The 14,115-nt window shown below is 70.4% G+C and carries 17 protein-coding genes; 9 read left to right on the top strand and 8 right to left on the bottom strand.

The annotated features are described in order from the left end of the window. Nucleotides 1-16 precede the first annotated feature (16 nt). The 3 genes from ASF43_RS09625 to ASF43_RS09615 form a co-directional block, all read right to left on the bottom strand. On the bottom strand, nt 17-931 hold the full coding sequence (locus tag ASF43_RS09625; RefSeq protein ID WP_056179584.1) for a dihydrodipicolinate synthase family protein: 915 nt from the start codon (nt 929-931) through the stop codon (nt 17-19). Further along, on the bottom strand, nt 928-1,662 hold the full coding sequence (locus ASF43_RS09620; protein WP_235578197.1) for a GntR family transcriptional regulator: 735 nt from the start codon (nt 1,660-1,662) through the stop codon (nt 928-930). Before ASF43_RS09620 ends, ASF43_RS09625 begins: the two co-directional genes overlap by 4 nt. Before the next feature lie 83 nt (nt 1,663-1,745). After that, nucleotides 1,746-2,168 (bottom strand): RbsD/FucU family protein, encoded by a 423-nt coding sequence (locus tag ASF43_RS09615; protein ID WP_056179737.1) that lies wholly within the window; start codon nt 2,166-2,168, stop codon nt 1,746-1,748. Nucleotides 2,169-2,287: 119 nt separating this feature from the next. Between ASF43_RS09615 and ASF43_RS09610 the strand changes: the two genes are divergently transcribed. From ASF43_RS09610 to ASF43_RS09590, 6 genes are all read left to right on the top strand, one after another. Beyond that, nucleotides 2,288-3,304: an aldo/keto reductase gene (locus ASF43_RS09610; protein ID WP_056179578.1), complete on the top strand. Its 1,017-nt coding sequence runs from the start codon at nt 2,288-2,290 to the stop codon at nt 3,302-3,304. Next, nucleotides 3,301-4,119 carry an amidohydrolase gene (locus tag ASF43_RS09605; RefSeq protein WP_056179576.1) on the top strand — a complete coding sequence of 273 codons (819 nt, stop codon included), beginning with the start codon at nt 3,301-3,303 and terminating at the stop codon, nt 4,117-4,119. The genes ASF43_RS09610 and ASF43_RS09605 overlap by 4 nt, the downstream gene beginning before the upstream one ends. 158 nt (nt 4,120-4,277) lie before the next feature. After that, on the top strand, nt 4,278-4,445 hold the full coding sequence (locus ASF43_RS30590; protein ID WP_156373246.1) for a hypothetical protein: 168 nt from the start codon (nt 4,278-4,280) through the stop codon (nt 4,443-4,445). Between the two features lie 15 nt (nt 4,446-4,460). Continuing rightward, the gene (locus ASF43_RS09600; RefSeq protein WP_056179573.1) at nt 4,461-5,183 is read left to right on the top strand and encodes an SDR family NAD(P)-dependent oxidoreductase; all 723 of its coding nucleotides are present in this window, start codon (nt 4,461-4,463) and stop codon (nt 5,181-5,183) included. Between the two features lie 85 nt (nt 5,184-5,268). After that, nucleotides 5,269-5,655 carry a VOC family protein gene (locus ASF43_RS09595; RefSeq protein ID WP_056179570.1) on the top strand — a complete coding sequence of 129 codons (387 nt, stop codon included), beginning with the start codon at nt 5,269-5,271 and terminating at the stop codon, nt 5,653-5,655. 92 nt (nt 5,656-5,747) lie between these two features. Continuing rightward, entirely contained in the window at nt 5,748-6,173 is a 426-nt protein-coding gene (locus ASF43_RS09590) for a hypothetical protein (RefSeq protein ID WP_056179567.1), read from the top strand. 69 nt (nt 6,174-6,242) lie between these two features. On the opposite strand, the gene ASF43_RS09585 is transcribed toward ASF43_RS09590, so the two are convergent. Next, nucleotides 6,243-6,794: a DUF4863 family protein gene (locus tag ASF43_RS09585; RefSeq protein ID WP_056179564.1), complete on the bottom strand. Its 552-nt coding sequence runs from the start codon at nt 6,792-6,794 to the stop codon at nt 6,243-6,245. 5 nt (nt 6,795-6,799) lie between these two features. Beyond that, nucleotides 6,800-7,789 (bottom strand): tripartite tricarboxylate transporter substrate-binding protein, encoded by a 990-nt coding sequence (locus ASF43_RS09580; RefSeq protein WP_235578196.1) that lies wholly within the window; start codon nt 7,787-7,789, stop codon nt 6,800-6,802. Between the two features lie 97 nt (nt 7,790-7,886). Here ASF43_RS09580 and ASF43_RS09575 point away from each other — a divergent pair, with 97 nt between their 5' ends. Continuing rightward, nucleotides 7,887-8,891, top strand: a complete 1,005-nt coding sequence (locus ASF43_RS09575) for a LysR family transcriptional regulator (protein WP_369803252.1) — start codon at nt 7,887-7,889, stop codon at nt 8,889-8,891. Between the two features lie 85 nt (nt 8,892-8,976). Further along, complete coding sequence (locus tag ASF43_RS09570; RefSeq protein WP_056179729.1) at nt 8,977-9,672, top strand: nitroreductase; 696 nt, start codon at nt 8,977-8,979, stop codon at nt 9,670-9,672. 5 nt (nt 9,673-9,677) lie between these two features. Here the strand turns inward: ASF43_RS09570 and ASF43_RS09565 are convergent, their stop codons facing one another. Beyond that, nucleotides 9,678-10,553: a hypothetical protein gene (locus ASF43_RS09565; RefSeq protein WP_056179563.1), complete on the bottom strand. Its 876-nt coding sequence runs from the start codon at nt 10,551-10,553 to the stop codon at nt 9,678-9,680. A gap of 243 nt (nt 10,554-10,796) precedes the next feature. Here ASF43_RS09565 and ASF43_RS09560 point away from each other — a divergent pair, with 243 nt between their 5' ends. Continuing rightward, the gene (locus ASF43_RS09560) at nt 10,797-12,263 is read left to right on the top strand and encodes a M20 family metallopeptidase (protein WP_056179560.1); all 1,467 of its coding nucleotides are present in this window, start codon (nt 10,797-10,799) and stop codon (nt 12,261-12,263) included. 49 nt (nt 12,264-12,312) lie between these two features. On the opposite strand, the gene ASF43_RS09555 is transcribed toward ASF43_RS09560, so the two are convergent. Further along, a complete protein-coding gene (locus tag ASF43_RS09555) occupies nt 12,313-12,834 on the bottom strand; it encodes a YidB family protein (protein WP_056179557.1) in 522 nt (173 codons plus the stop codon). 98 nt (nt 12,835-12,932) lie between these two features. Beyond that, nucleotides 12,933-14,105 carry an MFS transporter gene (locus tag ASF43_RS09550; RefSeq protein WP_056179555.1) on the bottom strand — a complete coding sequence of 391 codons (1,173 nt, stop codon included), beginning with the start codon at nt 14,103-14,105 and terminating at the stop codon, nt 12,933-12,935. Nucleotides 14,106-14,115: the final 10 nt, after the last annotated feature.

Below are 14,115 nucleotides of genomic sequence, written 5' to 3'. Positions count from 1 at the left end.
TCCTTGGGGGTGGGGCTCAGAGCGACGCGACGTCGCAGCCGAGCGCACGATACGCGGCACGCACCGCCTGTGCCTCGGTGTTATCCAGGGGCGAGAGCGGCGCGCGCACGTGGAGCCAGCCGTCGTCGCCTAGCTGCTCGGCCAGCGCCGTCTTGTAGGCGCTGACGAAGGGCATGTTGGGCTTCACGCTCAGCAGGTGCAGCAGGCCCTGCATCAGCGTCACATCGGCGGCCGACACCTCGGCGGGCCGGCTCACCACGCGGCGCATCAAATGCGGCGCCAGGTTGGCCAGGCCGTTCACCGAGCCCGCGCCGCCGGCCACCATCACGGGTGCCACATCCAGCTCGGCGCCCACGAGCGTGCCGAGCTGCGGGAAGGCCTTCACCAAGCCCAGCGAGTGCGCGCGGTCGCCCGTGCTGTCCTTGATGCCGACCACCACGCCCGGGTGCGCATCGGCCAGCGTCGCGATCGCCGCATGGCTGAACGCCACGTTGCTGAGCGAGGGGAACTGGTACAGCAGCACGCGCAGCGCATCACTGCCGATGCCGCGCACCATCTGCGTCACCGAGGCGACCACACCCTCGTCGCGCGGGTGGTTGAAGTAGAAGCTCGGCATGAACAGCTGGCGTGTGCAGCCCAGCGCGATGGCGTGGCGCCCCAGCGTGATCGCGTCGCCCAGCGCGCAGGCCGTGGTGCACACGATGATCTGGTCCGGCCGCACGCCGTCGTCCAGCAGCGCCTGCAGCAGCGCCTGGCGCTCGGCCACCGTCAGCGCCGGGCCCTCGCCCGTGGTGCCGAAGGGCGTGATGCCGTCGCTGCCGGCGGCCAGCATGCGGCGCGCCTGGGCCAGCGTGCGCGCGGTGTCGACGGCGCCGCTGTCGGTGAAGGCCGTGGCCAGGGCAGGCCACAGGCCGGTGATGGCATGCGTCATCGCGTGCGTCTCCTCGGGGTGTTGATCGGGGTGGGAACAGGTGATTCCGAAGGTGCGGGCATCGGTGGCGCGGCGGGGCCGGCCAGGGCGCGGTTGCGCGCGCTGTCCAGGTGCGCGTCGAGCAGGCGCACGGCGGTGTCGGCATCGCGGCGCTCCAGCGCGGCGACGAACTGCAGGTGCTCGTGCATGGCGGGGATCAGCTGCGCGGGCGTGATCACGGCCTGCTCCAGCCGAATCAGCCGGATGCGCAGGCTGTTCACGCGGTAGATCTCCGAGACGATCTCGTTGCCCATGGCATCGACCATGCGGTCGTGCAGGCCCCAGTCCACGGCCTGGGCATCGTCCAGCAGGGCCGCATCGGCACGGCCGGCGCTGGCGCGGGTGAGGATGTCCTGGTGCGCGGCCGCAATCGCCTGCAGCTCCTCGGCCGTGACCACGGCCGTGAAGTGGCGTACGGCCTCGCGCTCGATCATGGCGCGCAGCTGGAACGCGTTGCGCACGAGCTTCAGGTCCACATGCGCGATCTGCAGGCCGCGCTGCGGCACCGTCTTCACCAGGCCCGCCGCCTCCAGCCGCGGAATCATCTCGCGCACGGCGCCCAGCGGCATGTCCAGCAGCGTCATGAGCTCGCGCTGCGACACGAACTGCCCGGGCTTGATGCTGCCCCTGAGGATCTGCTGCGTGAAGCCCTGGTAGGCGCGCGCCCGCTGGCTGGTGGGCTCGGCCGCCACCACCTCGAGCCGCCGCTGTGCCGTCCCGGTCTTACCCCCTCTCCCCCTGGGAGAGCGCTGGGGTGAGGGCCGCGCGGCGCTTGTCACCGCAGCACGCCCTTCTTGAGCAGGATGTTGGCGTAGGTCCGCGTGTCCCCCGTTGCCACCACCACGAAGGCCTTGGCCGCACGCTCGTAGAACGCCTGCCGGTCCAGCGCACCCGGTGCGCCATGGCCGTGCCGCGCCAGCACCTCGGTGAACTGCACCACGGCCGGCGGCACCTCGGCCGTGTTGCCCACCACCTGCATGGTGCACGTGGGCTGCGCCACGAAATCGTCCAGCGGCAGCACCGACAGCACGGCGTCCAGCGCCGCATCGGCCGCGATGCCGGGCAGCCGCACCAGCCGCTGCGCCAGCGCCGCCGCCGGAAAGTAGGCATCGGCCAGCACGATCTCGTCGCCATGGCCCATGGAGGCCAGCGCGTGCAGCAGATCGGGCGAGAGCAGGGGCGAGAGGTTTTTGAGCATGGCGGCGGCCGATGGTGCGCGCATGCCCGGCCAGCGGCCATGATCGCTTGCCCTGTTGACGAACTGACATGTCAGTTATAGGGTCAGCGCAACATCACTGCCGATACCGAAGGAATCCGATGCCAGAACCGCAGGCCGGCCTGGTCCCGCCCGACGCACAGGGCCAACGCCTGGGCCTGGGCGGGGCGGCCCTGGGCAATTTGTTCAGCGCCATCCCCGAGGCCGATGCCCAGGCCGTGCTGGCCGCCGCGCTGGCCGACGGCTGCCGCAGCTTCGACACCGCGCCGCATTACGGCAATGGCCTCAGCGAGCACCGCTTCGGCCAGGCGCTGCGCGGGTTGCCACGGGGCAGCTTCACGCTGTCCAGCAAGGTCGGGCGCGTGCTGCGACCCGACGCGCAGGCGCCGCGCGACCAGCATGGCTACGTGCAGGTGCTGCCGTTCACGCAGCGCTGGGACTACAGCGCCGCCGGCACGCGGCGCAGCGTGGAAGACAGCCTGCAGCGCCTGGGCCTGGCGCACCTGGACATGGCCTACGTGCACGACTGCGACGCCGCCACGCACGGCGCCGATCACCCGCGCGTGCTGGCCCAGGTGCTGGACGAAACATTGCCCACGCTGCGCGCGCTGCAGCGCGAGGGCCTGGTGCGCCACGTCGGCCTGGGCGTCAACGACGTGCAGATCTGCCTGGACGTGCTGGCCCACGCGGATCTGGACGGGCTGCTGCTGGCCGGCCGCTACAGCCTGATCGACCACAGCGCGCTGGCCGCGCTGCTGCCGCTGTGCCAGGCGCGCGGCGTGCGCATCGCGCTCGGCGGCGTCTACAACTCCGGCATCCTGGCCACCGGCGTGGGCGCGGGCGGCGAACTGCGCTTCAACTACGCGCGCGCGCCGCAGGCCTGGGTCGAGCGCGTTGCCGCCGTCGAACGCGTCTGCGCCGACCACGCCGTGCCGCTGCGCGCGGCCGCGCTGCAGTTCCCGCTGGCGCATCCGGCCATCGCCATCGTGATGGCGGGCGCGCAGAGCGTGGCGCAGTGGCAGGACAGCCGCGCCATGCTGGCGCATCCCATTCCCGCCGCGTTCTGGCGGGCGCTGCGCGAGCAGGGGCTGTTGCCCAAAGACGCTCCCACGCCATGATCGACGCCCACTTCCACATCTGGCGCCTGGCGCGCGGCGACTACGGCTGGCTCACACCCGCCCTGGGCACCATCCACCGCGACGTGCGCCTGGACGACTGGCGCGCCGTGTCCCGCCCCTGTGGCGTGCGTGGCGGCGTGCTGGTGCAGGCCGCGCCCACCGAGGCCGAGACCGCCTTCTTGCTGGACCAGGCCGAGCAGGCCGACGACGTGCTGGCCGTGGTCGGCTGGGTCGACCTGCTGGCGAGCGACGCCCCGGCCCGCATCGAGGCCCTGGCGCGCCGGCCCAAGCTGCGCGGCCTGCGGCCGATGCTGCAGGACATCGCGGACCCGGACTGGATCCTGCAGCCCGCGCTGGCGCCTGCGTTGCAGGCCATGGTGGCCTGCGGGCTGGTGTTCGATGCGCTGGTCAAGCCGGTGCACCTGCCGCGCCTGCTGCGGCTGGCGGCGCGGCACCCGGATTTGAGGATCGTGATCGACCACGGGGCCAAGCCTGCGATTCCAGGCGATGCGGCGGGGTGGGCAGCGTGGACCGAGGGGATGCAGGCGCTGGCCCGCGAGACGGGGGCGTTCTGCAAGATTTCGGGGTTGTGGACGGAGGCGAAGCCGGGGGCGCCGGTGGAGGTGGTGCAGCGGCATGCGGGGTGGCTGCTGGCGTGCTTCGGGGCGGGGCGGTGTGTGTGGGGAAGCGATTGGCCGGTGCTGGAACTGGCAGGGGGCTACCAGGACTGGTTGGCGGCGGCGCGCGATGGTGTCGAACTGGAGGATCGGGGAGCCGTTTTCGAAGCGACGGCGCGCATGGCCTACGGTCTTTGATTCCGCAAAAGAGCGAGCGGCCGAATGTCGCTCGGTCAGGCGTGAACATGTAACAGCAGGAGGGCACCGCTGGATTCTCTGTAGAGTTACTCGCGCTCAGGCCATCCGGTCTGACGAATCGTCCGTGATCGCGTGACCGCCCAGCAAGAAGAACTGTCATGAGCAAGCCCCAGGATGAAATGCGGAAGGAATACCAGCGCGCAGACCTCGGCAACGGAATGCGAGGAAAGTATCTGGAACGTGTTGCCAAAGGAACGCAGACCACGGTCAGGCCCAAACGAACCACCCGCAAACAGGCGGCCGCTCAACGCAGCGTCGCATCGTAGAACGGCGGCACCACCATGCGTCTCGCAATATTGACCGGCGGTTCCAGGGGGCTCGGCCTCGCGCTGTGCGAGGCCCTTGCCGAACGCGGCTACCGCGTGATGGAGTTCTCGCGCGGCGCACCACACGCCTATTCAGTCAGATTGGATCTTTCGTCGCCCGGCGATAGCCATCGAATCGCAGCGACCGCCGTTGCTTCTTTCGGCAACAAGCACATCGAAGAGTTGCTGGTCGTCAGCAACGCTGGAACCCTCGACTCGATCGGCCCTGCCTCTCGTCAAGAGCGTGCCGCGGTACTCGCCAACGTGAATACGAACTTCACATCCGCAATTCTTGTTTTGACCGAAATCGTGGCGCATTTCCAAGATACGCCATGCCGCAAGGTTCTGGCCAATATTTCGTCCGGAGCGGCGCAGAGAGGCTACGCAGGCTGGTCGCTCTATTGCGCCGCCAAGGCAGGCATGGAGAACTACGTCCGGGCGCTGGCATTGGAACAACAGCTCGAGCCGCACCCATTCATTCCAATCAATGTGGACCCGGGCGTGATCGACACCGAGATGCAGGCCCTTATCCGCAGCTCTTCGGCGGCTGATTTTCCAGAGATCGAACGTTTCATCAAACGCAAGGAGCAGGGTGCGCTCGTATCACCAGAGAAGGTGGCGGGCGCGGTCTGTCACATTCTCCAGCTGACGTCACTTTCCTTCGGCGCTCGATATGAGGTCGGCGACTACGGGGCCTGACCTGCGGAGACGACTCTCAACGCCGACGCTGAACTATTCGCTCGAGCCCACAGTACGGAATATTCAGCTGTTTGTTGGAACACCCATGATCGACCACACAGGCCTCACCGTCACCGACTACGCCAAGAGCAAGGCGTTCTACATCGCCGCCCTTGCCCCCATCGGCTATGCGCTGCTCGCGGAAATCCCCGCCTCCGTCACCGGCCACACCGATGTCGCCGGCTTCGGCGAGCCGCCCCAGCCGGATTTCTGGATCGCCTCGGGCACGGCCAACCAGCCGCCGATCCACATCGCATTCCGGGTCGCATCGCGTGCCCATGTCGATGCTTTCCATCAGGCCGCGCTGGCGGCCGGCGGCCGCGACAACGGGCCGCCGGGGATCCGCGCCCACTACCACCCCAACTACTACGGCGCCTTCGTGCTGGACCCGGACGGACACAACATCGAAGCGGTCTGCCACGCGCCGGCGTGAGCGCGTAGACGCCCACTGGCCGCAACGACACGTCGATCCGCACGAAGGCACCGCACCCGCCGCGCGCCAGGCCGCCACCTCGTTCCACCGCCATGTCCGCCGCCCTGTTCATCGCCCTGTGCTGCACCGGCGCGCTGCTGCTCACGACCGCGTATTTCGTCATGGGCTCGATACCCCTCTTGATCCTCAAGCACGACGTGCCCATGGACGCGCGCTTCGTGCGCGGCTTCTTCAACACCTACTACCTGGCTGCGATGGGCACGGCCGGCGTTGCTGCACTGAGCTATGCGGTGGCCGGGCGGCCGGTCTTCGCCGCGGGGGCGGCGGCGCTCGCGGGCCTGACGGCCCTTCTGCGGCGCAAGGTCATCCCGACGATGGACCGGCTCCGCATCGAAATCGGAGACCAGTGCGCCAGCGCCATCGCCACTTTCGGCCGCATCCACGTCACGGCCATCCTGATGAACCTGGTGCAGCTCGTGGTCATCGTCTGGAGCCTCATCGTCGCCGCGCGGCCGTGAGGCGCGCCTGATGTCCACGAGGCGCTGCCCCGCAACCTGCCGCACTGCTGCTCTCCGTCAAAGCCGCCCTCAACCCGGCGGCGCCACCGCATACGAAATCCGCCCCGCCGGCAGATAGAACAGCGCGATCACCGCACCCCCCTTGGCCTCCGGATAGTGGTGGCTCCCGGGCGGCGGCGCCGTCCAGCCGCCTTCACACCACCCGTTCGGCCCGGCCAGCGCCGCGCCTTCGTTGAGCGGGATCACCATGTTGATCTCGCCATACGGATGCGCGTGGTAGTCGCCGCGCAGGCTGCCGCCAGGGTTGTGCTGCGTGTTGCCGGTCGAGTCCATGTACACGGCGGTGATGCTGAAGTGCAGTGTCTCGGCCGTGGGCTCGGCGATGCGGCTGCGGCGGTAGCGCGGGCCGCCCACTTCCACGTTCGCGGCCCAGCCGTCGCGCACGCCGCGGCGCACCAGCTCGGCCAGGCGCTCGTACAGCGGGCTGCCCGGGCCGTGCTCGGCGTTGAGCCAGCGTTCGAGCTCGGTGCCGGCCGTCATGTCCTTGATCGTGTCGAGAAACGGCAAGCTGGTGGCGATGAGCGCATCGCGGTCGGGATGGGGCGGGGTGTGCAGCGTCATGGCGTTCACTCTTCCGACTTGAAGCCCGACGCGGCCACGATGGGGCGCCAGTGCTCGGACTCGCGTGCGATCTGCTGCACATAGGCCGCGGGGGTGGACCACACGGGCTCCAGGCCCAGCTTGTCGAAGCCGGCCATCAGCGCGGCGCTGCGTGCCGCCTGGCGCGTGGCCTCGCCCAGCTCGGCCACCAGTGCGTCGCTGGCCTGCGGCGGCAGGAACAGGCCGTACGACTCGGCGCCCGTCACCTGCGCCAGGCCCTGCTCGGCGAAGGTGGGCACGCCGGGCAGGAAGCGCGAGCGCTTCTCGCTGGTCACGGCCAGGATGCGCAGCTTGCCGTTGTCCGCGTACTGCAGGAAGTCGGCCACGAAGCCCATGTAGGCCGGGATCTGCCCGCCCAGCAGGTCCTGCATGGCCGGTGCCGAGCCGCGGTAGGGCACGTGCGTGCGCTGCAGGCCCGCGGCCTGGTCGAGCCGGTAGCCCAGGAAATGCGCCATCGAGCCCGCGGCGGGCGATGCGAACAGCGCCGCCTTGGGGTTGGCCTTCACCCATTGCACGTAGGCGTCGAGCGTGGTCACGGACGCGGGCACGGCCGCGGCGCTGACGGCGAAGGCGCAGCCCACGTTGGCGATCGGGCTCACGGGCCGGAAGTCAGCCACCGCGTCGTAGCCCAGCCTGCTGTAGACGTGCGGGTAGATGGTGAGCGCCGAGGTGTGCGTGCACAGCAGCACGCTGCCATCGGCCTTTTCGCGCTTGAGCTGGCCGCTGGCCACGCGGCCGGCGGCACCGGCGCGGTTGTCGACGATGCAGGCACGGCCCTGTTCGCGCCAGGCCTCCCCCACGCGGCGCGCCGTCACGTCCAGCGTGCCGCCGGGCGGGTAGCCCACGAGGATGCGGCTCAGTTTGTCGTTCTGCGCCAGCGCGGGCCGGCCGATGGACAGGGCGAGGGCAGCGGCCGAGAGGCCAGCCGTGAATTCGCGGCGCGTGGGGTGCATCATGGGGTTTCTCCGGTGGGGTGGGGTTGCAATGGCCTGCATGGTGCTGGCTGCTCGGCCCCGCCGGAAGCGACGAATCTGCAGGACCATCTTGCATGGCATGCAACATGCACACCAGGCCGCCATGAATGTCGAACGCATCGATCTGAACCTTCTGCGCGTCTTCGACGCCGTGTTCGAAGAACGCAATCTGCTGCGCGCCGGCCACCGGCTGCACCTGAGCCAGTCCGCCGTGAGCCACGCGCTGGCGCGGCTGCGCGAGGCGCTGGACGACGAGCTGTTCGTGCGCACCAGCCGCGGCATGGAGCCCACGGCGCGCGCCCTGGCCATGGCGCCGGGCCTGCGCCAGTCGCTGCAGCGCATCCACCAGACCCTGGGCGCCCCGCGCTTCGATGCCGCCCACAGCGCGCGCCGCTTCGTGGTGGCCGCCAACGACCACCTCACGGCCGTGCTGGTGGCGCGCATGAGCCGCGCCATCGCGGTCTCGGCGCCGCACATCGACGTGGTGGTGCGGCCCTCGACCCGCATCGACCTGGCCGAGCAGATCGACGTGGGCCGCATCGACCTGGCCATCGGCATCTTCTCGGAGGTGCCGCAGCGCTTCGGCGCCATGGCGCTGGGCCAGCACGACGAGGTCATCGTGATGCGGCGCGGCCATCCCATCGGCCGCAGGCGCGCACGGCTGGCCGACCTGGCCGCCTACCCGCTGCTCACCGTCTCGCTGGGCGGGCAGGAAGAGGGCGCGATCAGCGGCTTCATCGTCGAGCGCGGGCTTGCGCGCCAGTCGGAGATGTTCGACCGCCACGCGCTGGAACAGGCGCTGGCGCGCGAAAGCCTGTTGCCGCGCTACCGCGTGACGGTGGCGCATGCGTTGGCCATTCCCATGCTGCTGCGCGAGACCGACATGCTGTCCATCGTGCCGCGTCCGCTGGCGGGCGAGTTCGTTCAGGGTGCGCCTGTGGCCTGCGCCGAGCTGCCCTACACCACGCCCGGTATGGCGGTGCGCGCCGTCTGGCACCAGCGCAACGAAGACGATGCCGGCCACCAGTGGCTGCGCGCCGAGGTGGCACAGGCGGCGGCGGCCGTGGCGGCCCTGCAGCGGTGAGTGCGCGGGCCACTTGCATGCCGTGCACGATGCGCATGTGCACTTTGCAGTTCCGCGCGCCACGCGCCGCTGCCACCATCGCGCCATGACCCACGACACGACCCCTGCCGCGCAGGCCTTCGACCATCTCATGCGCACCCGCCGCAGCGTGCGCGGCTTCGCGCCCGGCCGGCCCGTGCCGCGCGCACTGCTGCAGCAGGTGCTGCAGACCGCGGCCTGCGCACCCAGCAATTCCAACACCCAGCCCTGGCAACTGCACGTGCTGGCCGGCGATGCGCTCGCCGCGCTCAGTGCCACGCTGCGCGAAGCCTGCGACAGCGGGGCCGCGCCCGCGTTCTCGCACTTTCCTGATGTGCTGCCCGAGCGCATCGCCGCGCACCAGGCGGATTTCGGCGCGCGTTACTACGCGGCCCTCGGGATCGACCGTGCCGACACGGCCGCGCGCACGGCGCAGACCGTGCGCAACTACGACTTCTTCGGCGCGCCCGTGGGCCTGGTGCTCACCACGCACCGCAGCCTGCGCGCGCACAGCTGGCTGGACTGCGGGCTGTTCCTGCAAAGCCTGATGCTGGCCGCGCACGCCCACGGCCTGGCCACGTGCCCGCAGGTGTCGTTTGCGCGCTTCGATGCCTTGATCGGCCAGCACCTGGGCCTGCCCGCCGACGAGGTGGTGGTCTGCGGCATGTCGCTGGGCTATGCGGCGGCCGACGCCGCCGTGAACCGGATGGCCATGCCGCGGCGCGCGGTGGAGTCGTTCGCGCGGTTCCGGGGCTTTGCATGACGCGTCTAGTCGTGCACGAAAAAGCCCCGGTCGCGGAACTGGCTGCCGCTCCACCATGACGGCCCGGCGCTGCCGTAGCGGTGGTTCGACGCACCGGCCTGGCTCTGCAGCGGCTGCGTGACGTTGCCGTCCGCATCGCGCTCGGCCCGGTGCGCGGGCGTCTCGGGCACCACCACGGTGATGTGCCCGGCGCGCCCTGCGGCCTCGCGGTCGGCGCAGATCAGGCCCAGGCCGCCCGCGTTGGCCGCGGCCTGCAGCGCGCCGGCATCGAACACGCGGCGCCAGCCGAAGCGTGGGCCCATGTCGACGAGCCAGGCCAGCAGGTCGTCGGCGCGCAGCTCGACCACGGTCTGCGCATAGACCACGGGCACGGCCTCGCCGCGACCTAGGCGCACCAGGGCCGAGGACGTCCACCACACGCGCGGCAGGTAGGCGCGCGCCAGGTAGCAGTAGTCGGCCGCGTAGACGTTGCAGAAGGTGGCGATCAACGTAGGCCGCCAGCGCGCGGCGCGCGCCACGTCCAGCCAGTCGCCCAGCGCCGTGAGCTGCGCCACACGCGCCTCGGCGCCGGCCGCCAGGTCGCGCCTGGGCCGGCCGGCCTCGCCGATGGGGAAGGCGCGCGCTTTGGTGCGGTCGCGCCGGGCCTCGGTGTTGTCCTCGCGCAGCTGGGCAATGGGCAGCTGCGCGGTGGCGGGCGGCGCTGCGTCCTCCTGCGGCGCGGCGCCCGCCGGCTCCAGCCGCGACAGCGCCACATGGCCGATCACTTCGCTGCCGCCCAGCAGGGTGCGCACGCGCGGCACCTGGCCTTGCGGCAGCAGCGCGACGGACTGGTCGCCGTGCGTGGTGGGCAGGTGCCGCGGGTTGCCGTCTCCCTCGGGCACTGCTGGCCAGCCGCGACGAGAGAGCCGGCGCAAGCATTGCACAGCCGGTTGGTGGAAATGCCTTCGCGCATGGTGCATCCCGATGTGGAACAGGGGCGCCCATCGTGAAGGCGCGCAGCGCCTGCGTCCATCCCACGATCGCGGGATGCGCCCCCTGTGCAGGACGCGCGGCCGCCATCTCGACCCGCTCGCCAGGTCTTGCCGCCTATGGTGCAATGGCCTTTTGCGACCAGGAGCCCCACCATGAATGCCCGCGTCCCCGCCCAAGTGCTCGATACCGCCGCCGCGTTGACCCATGTGTCGCGCGCCTGGGACGACGACATCGTCCGCCAGCTCACCGACTACATCGCCATTCCCGCCAAGTCGCCGTCGTTCGACAAGGAATGGGCCGAGCACGGCTACCTGGAAACCGTGATGCGCAACGCCGCGGCCTGGGTCGAAGCGCAAAAGGTCGAGGGCCTGCAACTGGAGATCGTGCGCCTGCCGGGCCGCACGCCGGTGCTGTTCTTCGAGGTGCCGGCCACGGGCACCACGACCACGCAGACCGTGCTGATGTACGGCCACCTGGACAAGCAGCCCGAGTTCAACGGCTGGCGCAACGACCTGGGCCCGTGGACGCCCAAGTACGAGGACGGCAAGCTCTACGGCCGCGGCGGTGCGGACGACGGGTACGCCGTCTACGCCAGCATCGCCGCCGTGCAGGCCTTGAAGGCGCAGAAGGCCGCGCACCCGCGCATCGTCGGCATCATCGAGACCTGCGAGGAGAGCGGCTCGTACGACCTGCTGCCCTATGTGGACGCGCTGCGCACGCGGCTGGGCGACGTGGCGCTGGTGGTGTGCCTGGACTCGGGTGCCGGCAACTACGAGCAGCTGTGGATCACCAGCAGCCTGCGCGGCATGGCCAGCGGCGTGCTGAAGGTGGAGATCCTCACCGAGGGCGTGCACTCGGGCGATGCCAGCGGCCTGGTGCCGTCGAGCTTTCGCATCATGCGGCAGGTGCTGGACCGGCTGGAAGACAGCGCCACCGGCCGCCTGCTGCCCGCCAGCTTCCACTGCGATGTGCCGGCCGACCGGCTGGCCCAGGCCCAGGCCACGGCCGCCATCCTGGGCGACGAGATCTACAAACGCTTCCCGTGGGCGCATTACGACTGCGGCGGCTCCACGCAGTTCGCGCTGCCCACCACCACCGACCCGGTGCAGGCCCTGCTGAACCGCACCTGGAAGCCCACGCTGTCGGTCACCGGCGCCGAAGGCTTTCCCGAGCTCAAGAACGCCGGCAACGTGCTGCGGCCCTACACGGCGTTCAAGCTGTCGCTGCGCCTGCCGCCGCTGGTGGACGCGGGCCAGGCCGTGCAGGAACTCAAGGCGCTGCTGGAGGACAACGCGCCCTACCAGGCCCGCGTCACGTTCGACGGCGAAGGCGGTGCCACGGGCTGGAACGCGCCGGCCACGGTGCCCTGGTTCGAGAGCGCGCTGAACGCGGCCTCGCAGGCGCAGTTCGGCGCGTCATGCGGCTACATCGGCCAGGGCGGCACGATTCCGCTCATGAACATGCTGTCCAAGGGCTTCCCCAAGGCGCAGATGATGGTCTGCGGCGTGCTGGGCCCCAAGAGCAATGCACATGGCCCCAACGAGTTCCTGCATGTGCCCTATGCGAAGAAGCTGACGGCGGCGGTGGCGCAGGTGATCGCGGCGTTTCCGGCCGCCTGAACGCGAAAGGGCCGGTGCAAGGCCGGCCCTGTGGCAGCACCGAGAAGCTTCAGCGGCGCTGGAACGCCTCCAGCATGCCGAACAGATCGTTCGGGTTGCCGCCCTCGGCCGCCTGCGGCACCTGGCCCTGCGGCGTCATCTGGTCGATCAGCCCAGGCAGGATCTGCGACAGCTCACCGGCCAGGCTGGAGCCGTCCATGCCCAGTTGCGCGCCGAGCTGCGACAGCTTGTCCTGGCCGAAGACCTGCGTGAGCTGGTCGCCCGAGACTTCGCGGTTCTGGCCGGTGCCGATCCACGACGACAGCACGTCGCCCAGGCCCGCCTGCTGGAACTGCGAGGCCAGCCCGCCCAGGCCACCCAGCCCGCCATCTGCGGCCTGCGCGCCGGCACGGCCCTGGCCGCCGCCAGACAACAGGCTCATCAAGACCTGCAGCAGCTGCGGGTTGGCGGCCAATGCACCGACGATGCCGCCGAGCCCAGCCAGAGCGCCGGCCGAGGGACCGGAGGGCGCCTGTTGGGACGATGCGCCGCCGTTCAGAACGGAGCCGAGAACCGATTCGAGTAGACCCATGTGGAAGCCTCGCAAGAGAGTGACAAAGGGACGCGCATTCTGCGCTGCAGCCATGTATCCGGGTGTGTGCGCTGTGACCTATCTCACGAATGCCGGCATCAGTGCATGGGCTGGGTGGCGCGCGTGCGGGCGGCCAGCCATACCAGGGCCGCGGCCGTCAGCGCCACGGGCAGCAGCGAGCCGTAGTTCAGCAGCGTCCAGCCGCGCGTGGTGACCAGCACGCCGGAGGCGAACGAGGTCAGCGCCAGCGTGGCGAACATGCAGAAGTTCAGCACGGCCTGTGCCTTGTCCTTCTCTTCGGGCGCGTAGGCTTGCAGCGACAGGGTGGTCGCGCCCGTGAACAGGAAGTTCCAGCCCACGCCCAGCACGAACAGCGCGACCAGGAAGTGGTGCAGCTCCACGCCCGACAGCGCCACCACGATGCAGGCCAGGTTCAGCGCCAGGCCCACGCCCATGACCGGCTGCGCGCCGAAGCGCTTGATCAGATGGCCCGTGAAGAAGCCCGGCGCAAACATGCCGATCACGTGCCATTCCAGCACCAGCGCGGCGCTGGAGAACGGCAGGCCGCACTGCTGCATGGCGATCGGCGTGGCGGCCATCAGCAGGTTCATGACGCCGAAGCCCAGCGAGCCGGCCAGCGCCGCGACGATGAAGACGGGCTGGCGCACGATCTCGGCCAGCGGCCGGCCGCCACCGCCTGCGCGCATGGCCGGAGCGGGCGGGAACTGGATGCAGGCCAGCAGCGCAGCCGACAGCACGGCCGCCACGGCCAGCGCCACATAGGCGCCTGCGAACGGCACGGCGAACCACTCGCGCGTGGCGTTGGCCAGGTTCGGCCCGACGATGCCGCCCAGCAGCCCGCCGGCCATCACGAGCGACACGGCCTTCTCGCGCTGCGGCGCGGCGGCCAGCTCGGCCGCGGCGAAGCGGTACAGGCTGGCATTGGCGTTGTAGTAGCCCGCGATCACGGTGGCGGCGCACAGCAGCCAGAAGTCCTTGTGCAGCACCGCGTACAGGCACAGCAGCGCCGAGCCGCAGGCCACGGCCAGTCCGAGCAGGAACGAGCGCTGCCGGCCCCAGCGCTGCTGCGTGCGCGCCACGAGACCGGTGCTGAGCGCGCCGCCGACCACGTAGCCCATGACGGGCAAGGTCGCCATCCAGCCCAGCGGCGCGAGCGACCAGCCGACCAGGCCGTTGATCGCGATGAAGGTCACGTTGTTGACCAGGAACAGCGCCTGGCATGTCGCGAGCAGCCAGAGGTTGCGGTTCATGGTGGAGGTG

This window comes from Pseudorhodoferax sp. Leaf267, from assembly GCF_001422405.1.
Classification (GTDB): Bacteria; Pseudomonadota; Gammaproteobacteria; order Burkholderiales; family Burkholderiaceae_C; genus Pseudorhodoferax.
Note: the sequence above shows the minus strand (reverse complement) of the source record. Positions and strands in the feature narration are given on the sequence as shown.

What these genes read in the sequence shown, in the direction of transcription:
- ASF43_RS09625 (WP_056179584.1), bottom strand. Translation starts at nt 931, where the DNA reads ATGACGCATGCCATCACCGGCCTGTGGCCTGCCCTGGCCACGGCCTTC.
- ASF43_RS09615 (WP_056179737.1), bottom strand. Translation starts at nt 2,168, where the DNA reads ATGCTCAAAAACCTCTCGCCCCTGCTCTCGCCCGATCTGCTGCACGCG.
- ASF43_RS09610 (WP_056179578.1), top strand. Translation starts at nt 2,288, where the DNA reads ATGCCAGAACCGCAGGCCGGCCTGGTCCCGCCCGACGCACAGGGCCAA.
- ASF43_RS09605 (WP_056179576.1), top strand. Translation starts at nt 3,301, where the DNA reads ATGATCGACGCCCACTTCCACATCTGGCGCCTGGCGCGCGGCGACTAC.
- ASF43_RS30590 (WP_156373246.1), top strand. Translation starts at nt 4,278, where the DNA reads ATGAGCAAGCCCCAGGATGAAATGCGGAAGGAATACCAGCGCGCAGAC.
- ASF43_RS09600 (WP_056179573.1), top strand. Translation starts at nt 4,461, where the DNA reads ATGCGTCTCGCAATATTGACCGGCGGTTCCAGGGGGCTCGGCCTCGCG.
- ASF43_RS09595 (WP_056179570.1), top strand. Translation starts at nt 5,269, where the DNA reads ATGATCGACCACACAGGCCTCACCGTCACCGACTACGCCAAGAGCAAG.
- ASF43_RS09590 (WP_056179567.1), top strand. Translation starts at nt 5,748, where the DNA reads ATGTCCGCCGCCCTGTTCATCGCCCTGTGCTGCACCGGCGCGCTGCTG.
- ASF43_RS09585 (WP_056179564.1), bottom strand. Translation starts at nt 6,794, where the DNA reads ATGACGCTGCACACCCCGCCCCATCCCGACCGCGATGCGCTCATCGCC.
- ASF43_RS09580 (WP_235578196.1), bottom strand. Translation starts at nt 7,789, where the DNA reads ATGATGCACCCCACGCGCCGCGAATTCACGGCTGGCCTCTCGGCCGCT.
- ASF43_RS09575 (WP_369803252.1), top strand. Translation starts at nt 7,887, where the DNA reads ATGCAACATGCACACCAGGCCGCCATGAATGTCGAACGCATCGATCTG.
- ASF43_RS09570 (WP_056179729.1), top strand. Translation starts at nt 8,977, where the DNA reads ATGACCCACGACACGACCCCTGCCGCGCAGGCCTTCGACCATCTCATG.
- ASF43_RS09560 (WP_056179560.1), top strand. Translation starts at nt 10,797, where the DNA reads ATGAATGCCCGCGTCCCCGCCCAAGTGCTCGATACCGCCGCCGCGTTG.
- ASF43_RS09555 (WP_056179557.1), bottom strand. Translation starts at nt 12,834, where the DNA reads ATGGGTCTACTCGAATCGGTTCTCGGCTCCGTTCTGAACGGCGGCGCA.
- ASF43_RS09550 (WP_056179555.1), bottom strand. Translation starts at nt 14,105, where the DNA reads ATGAACCGCAACCTCTGGCTGCTCGCGACATGCCAGGCGCTGTTCCTG.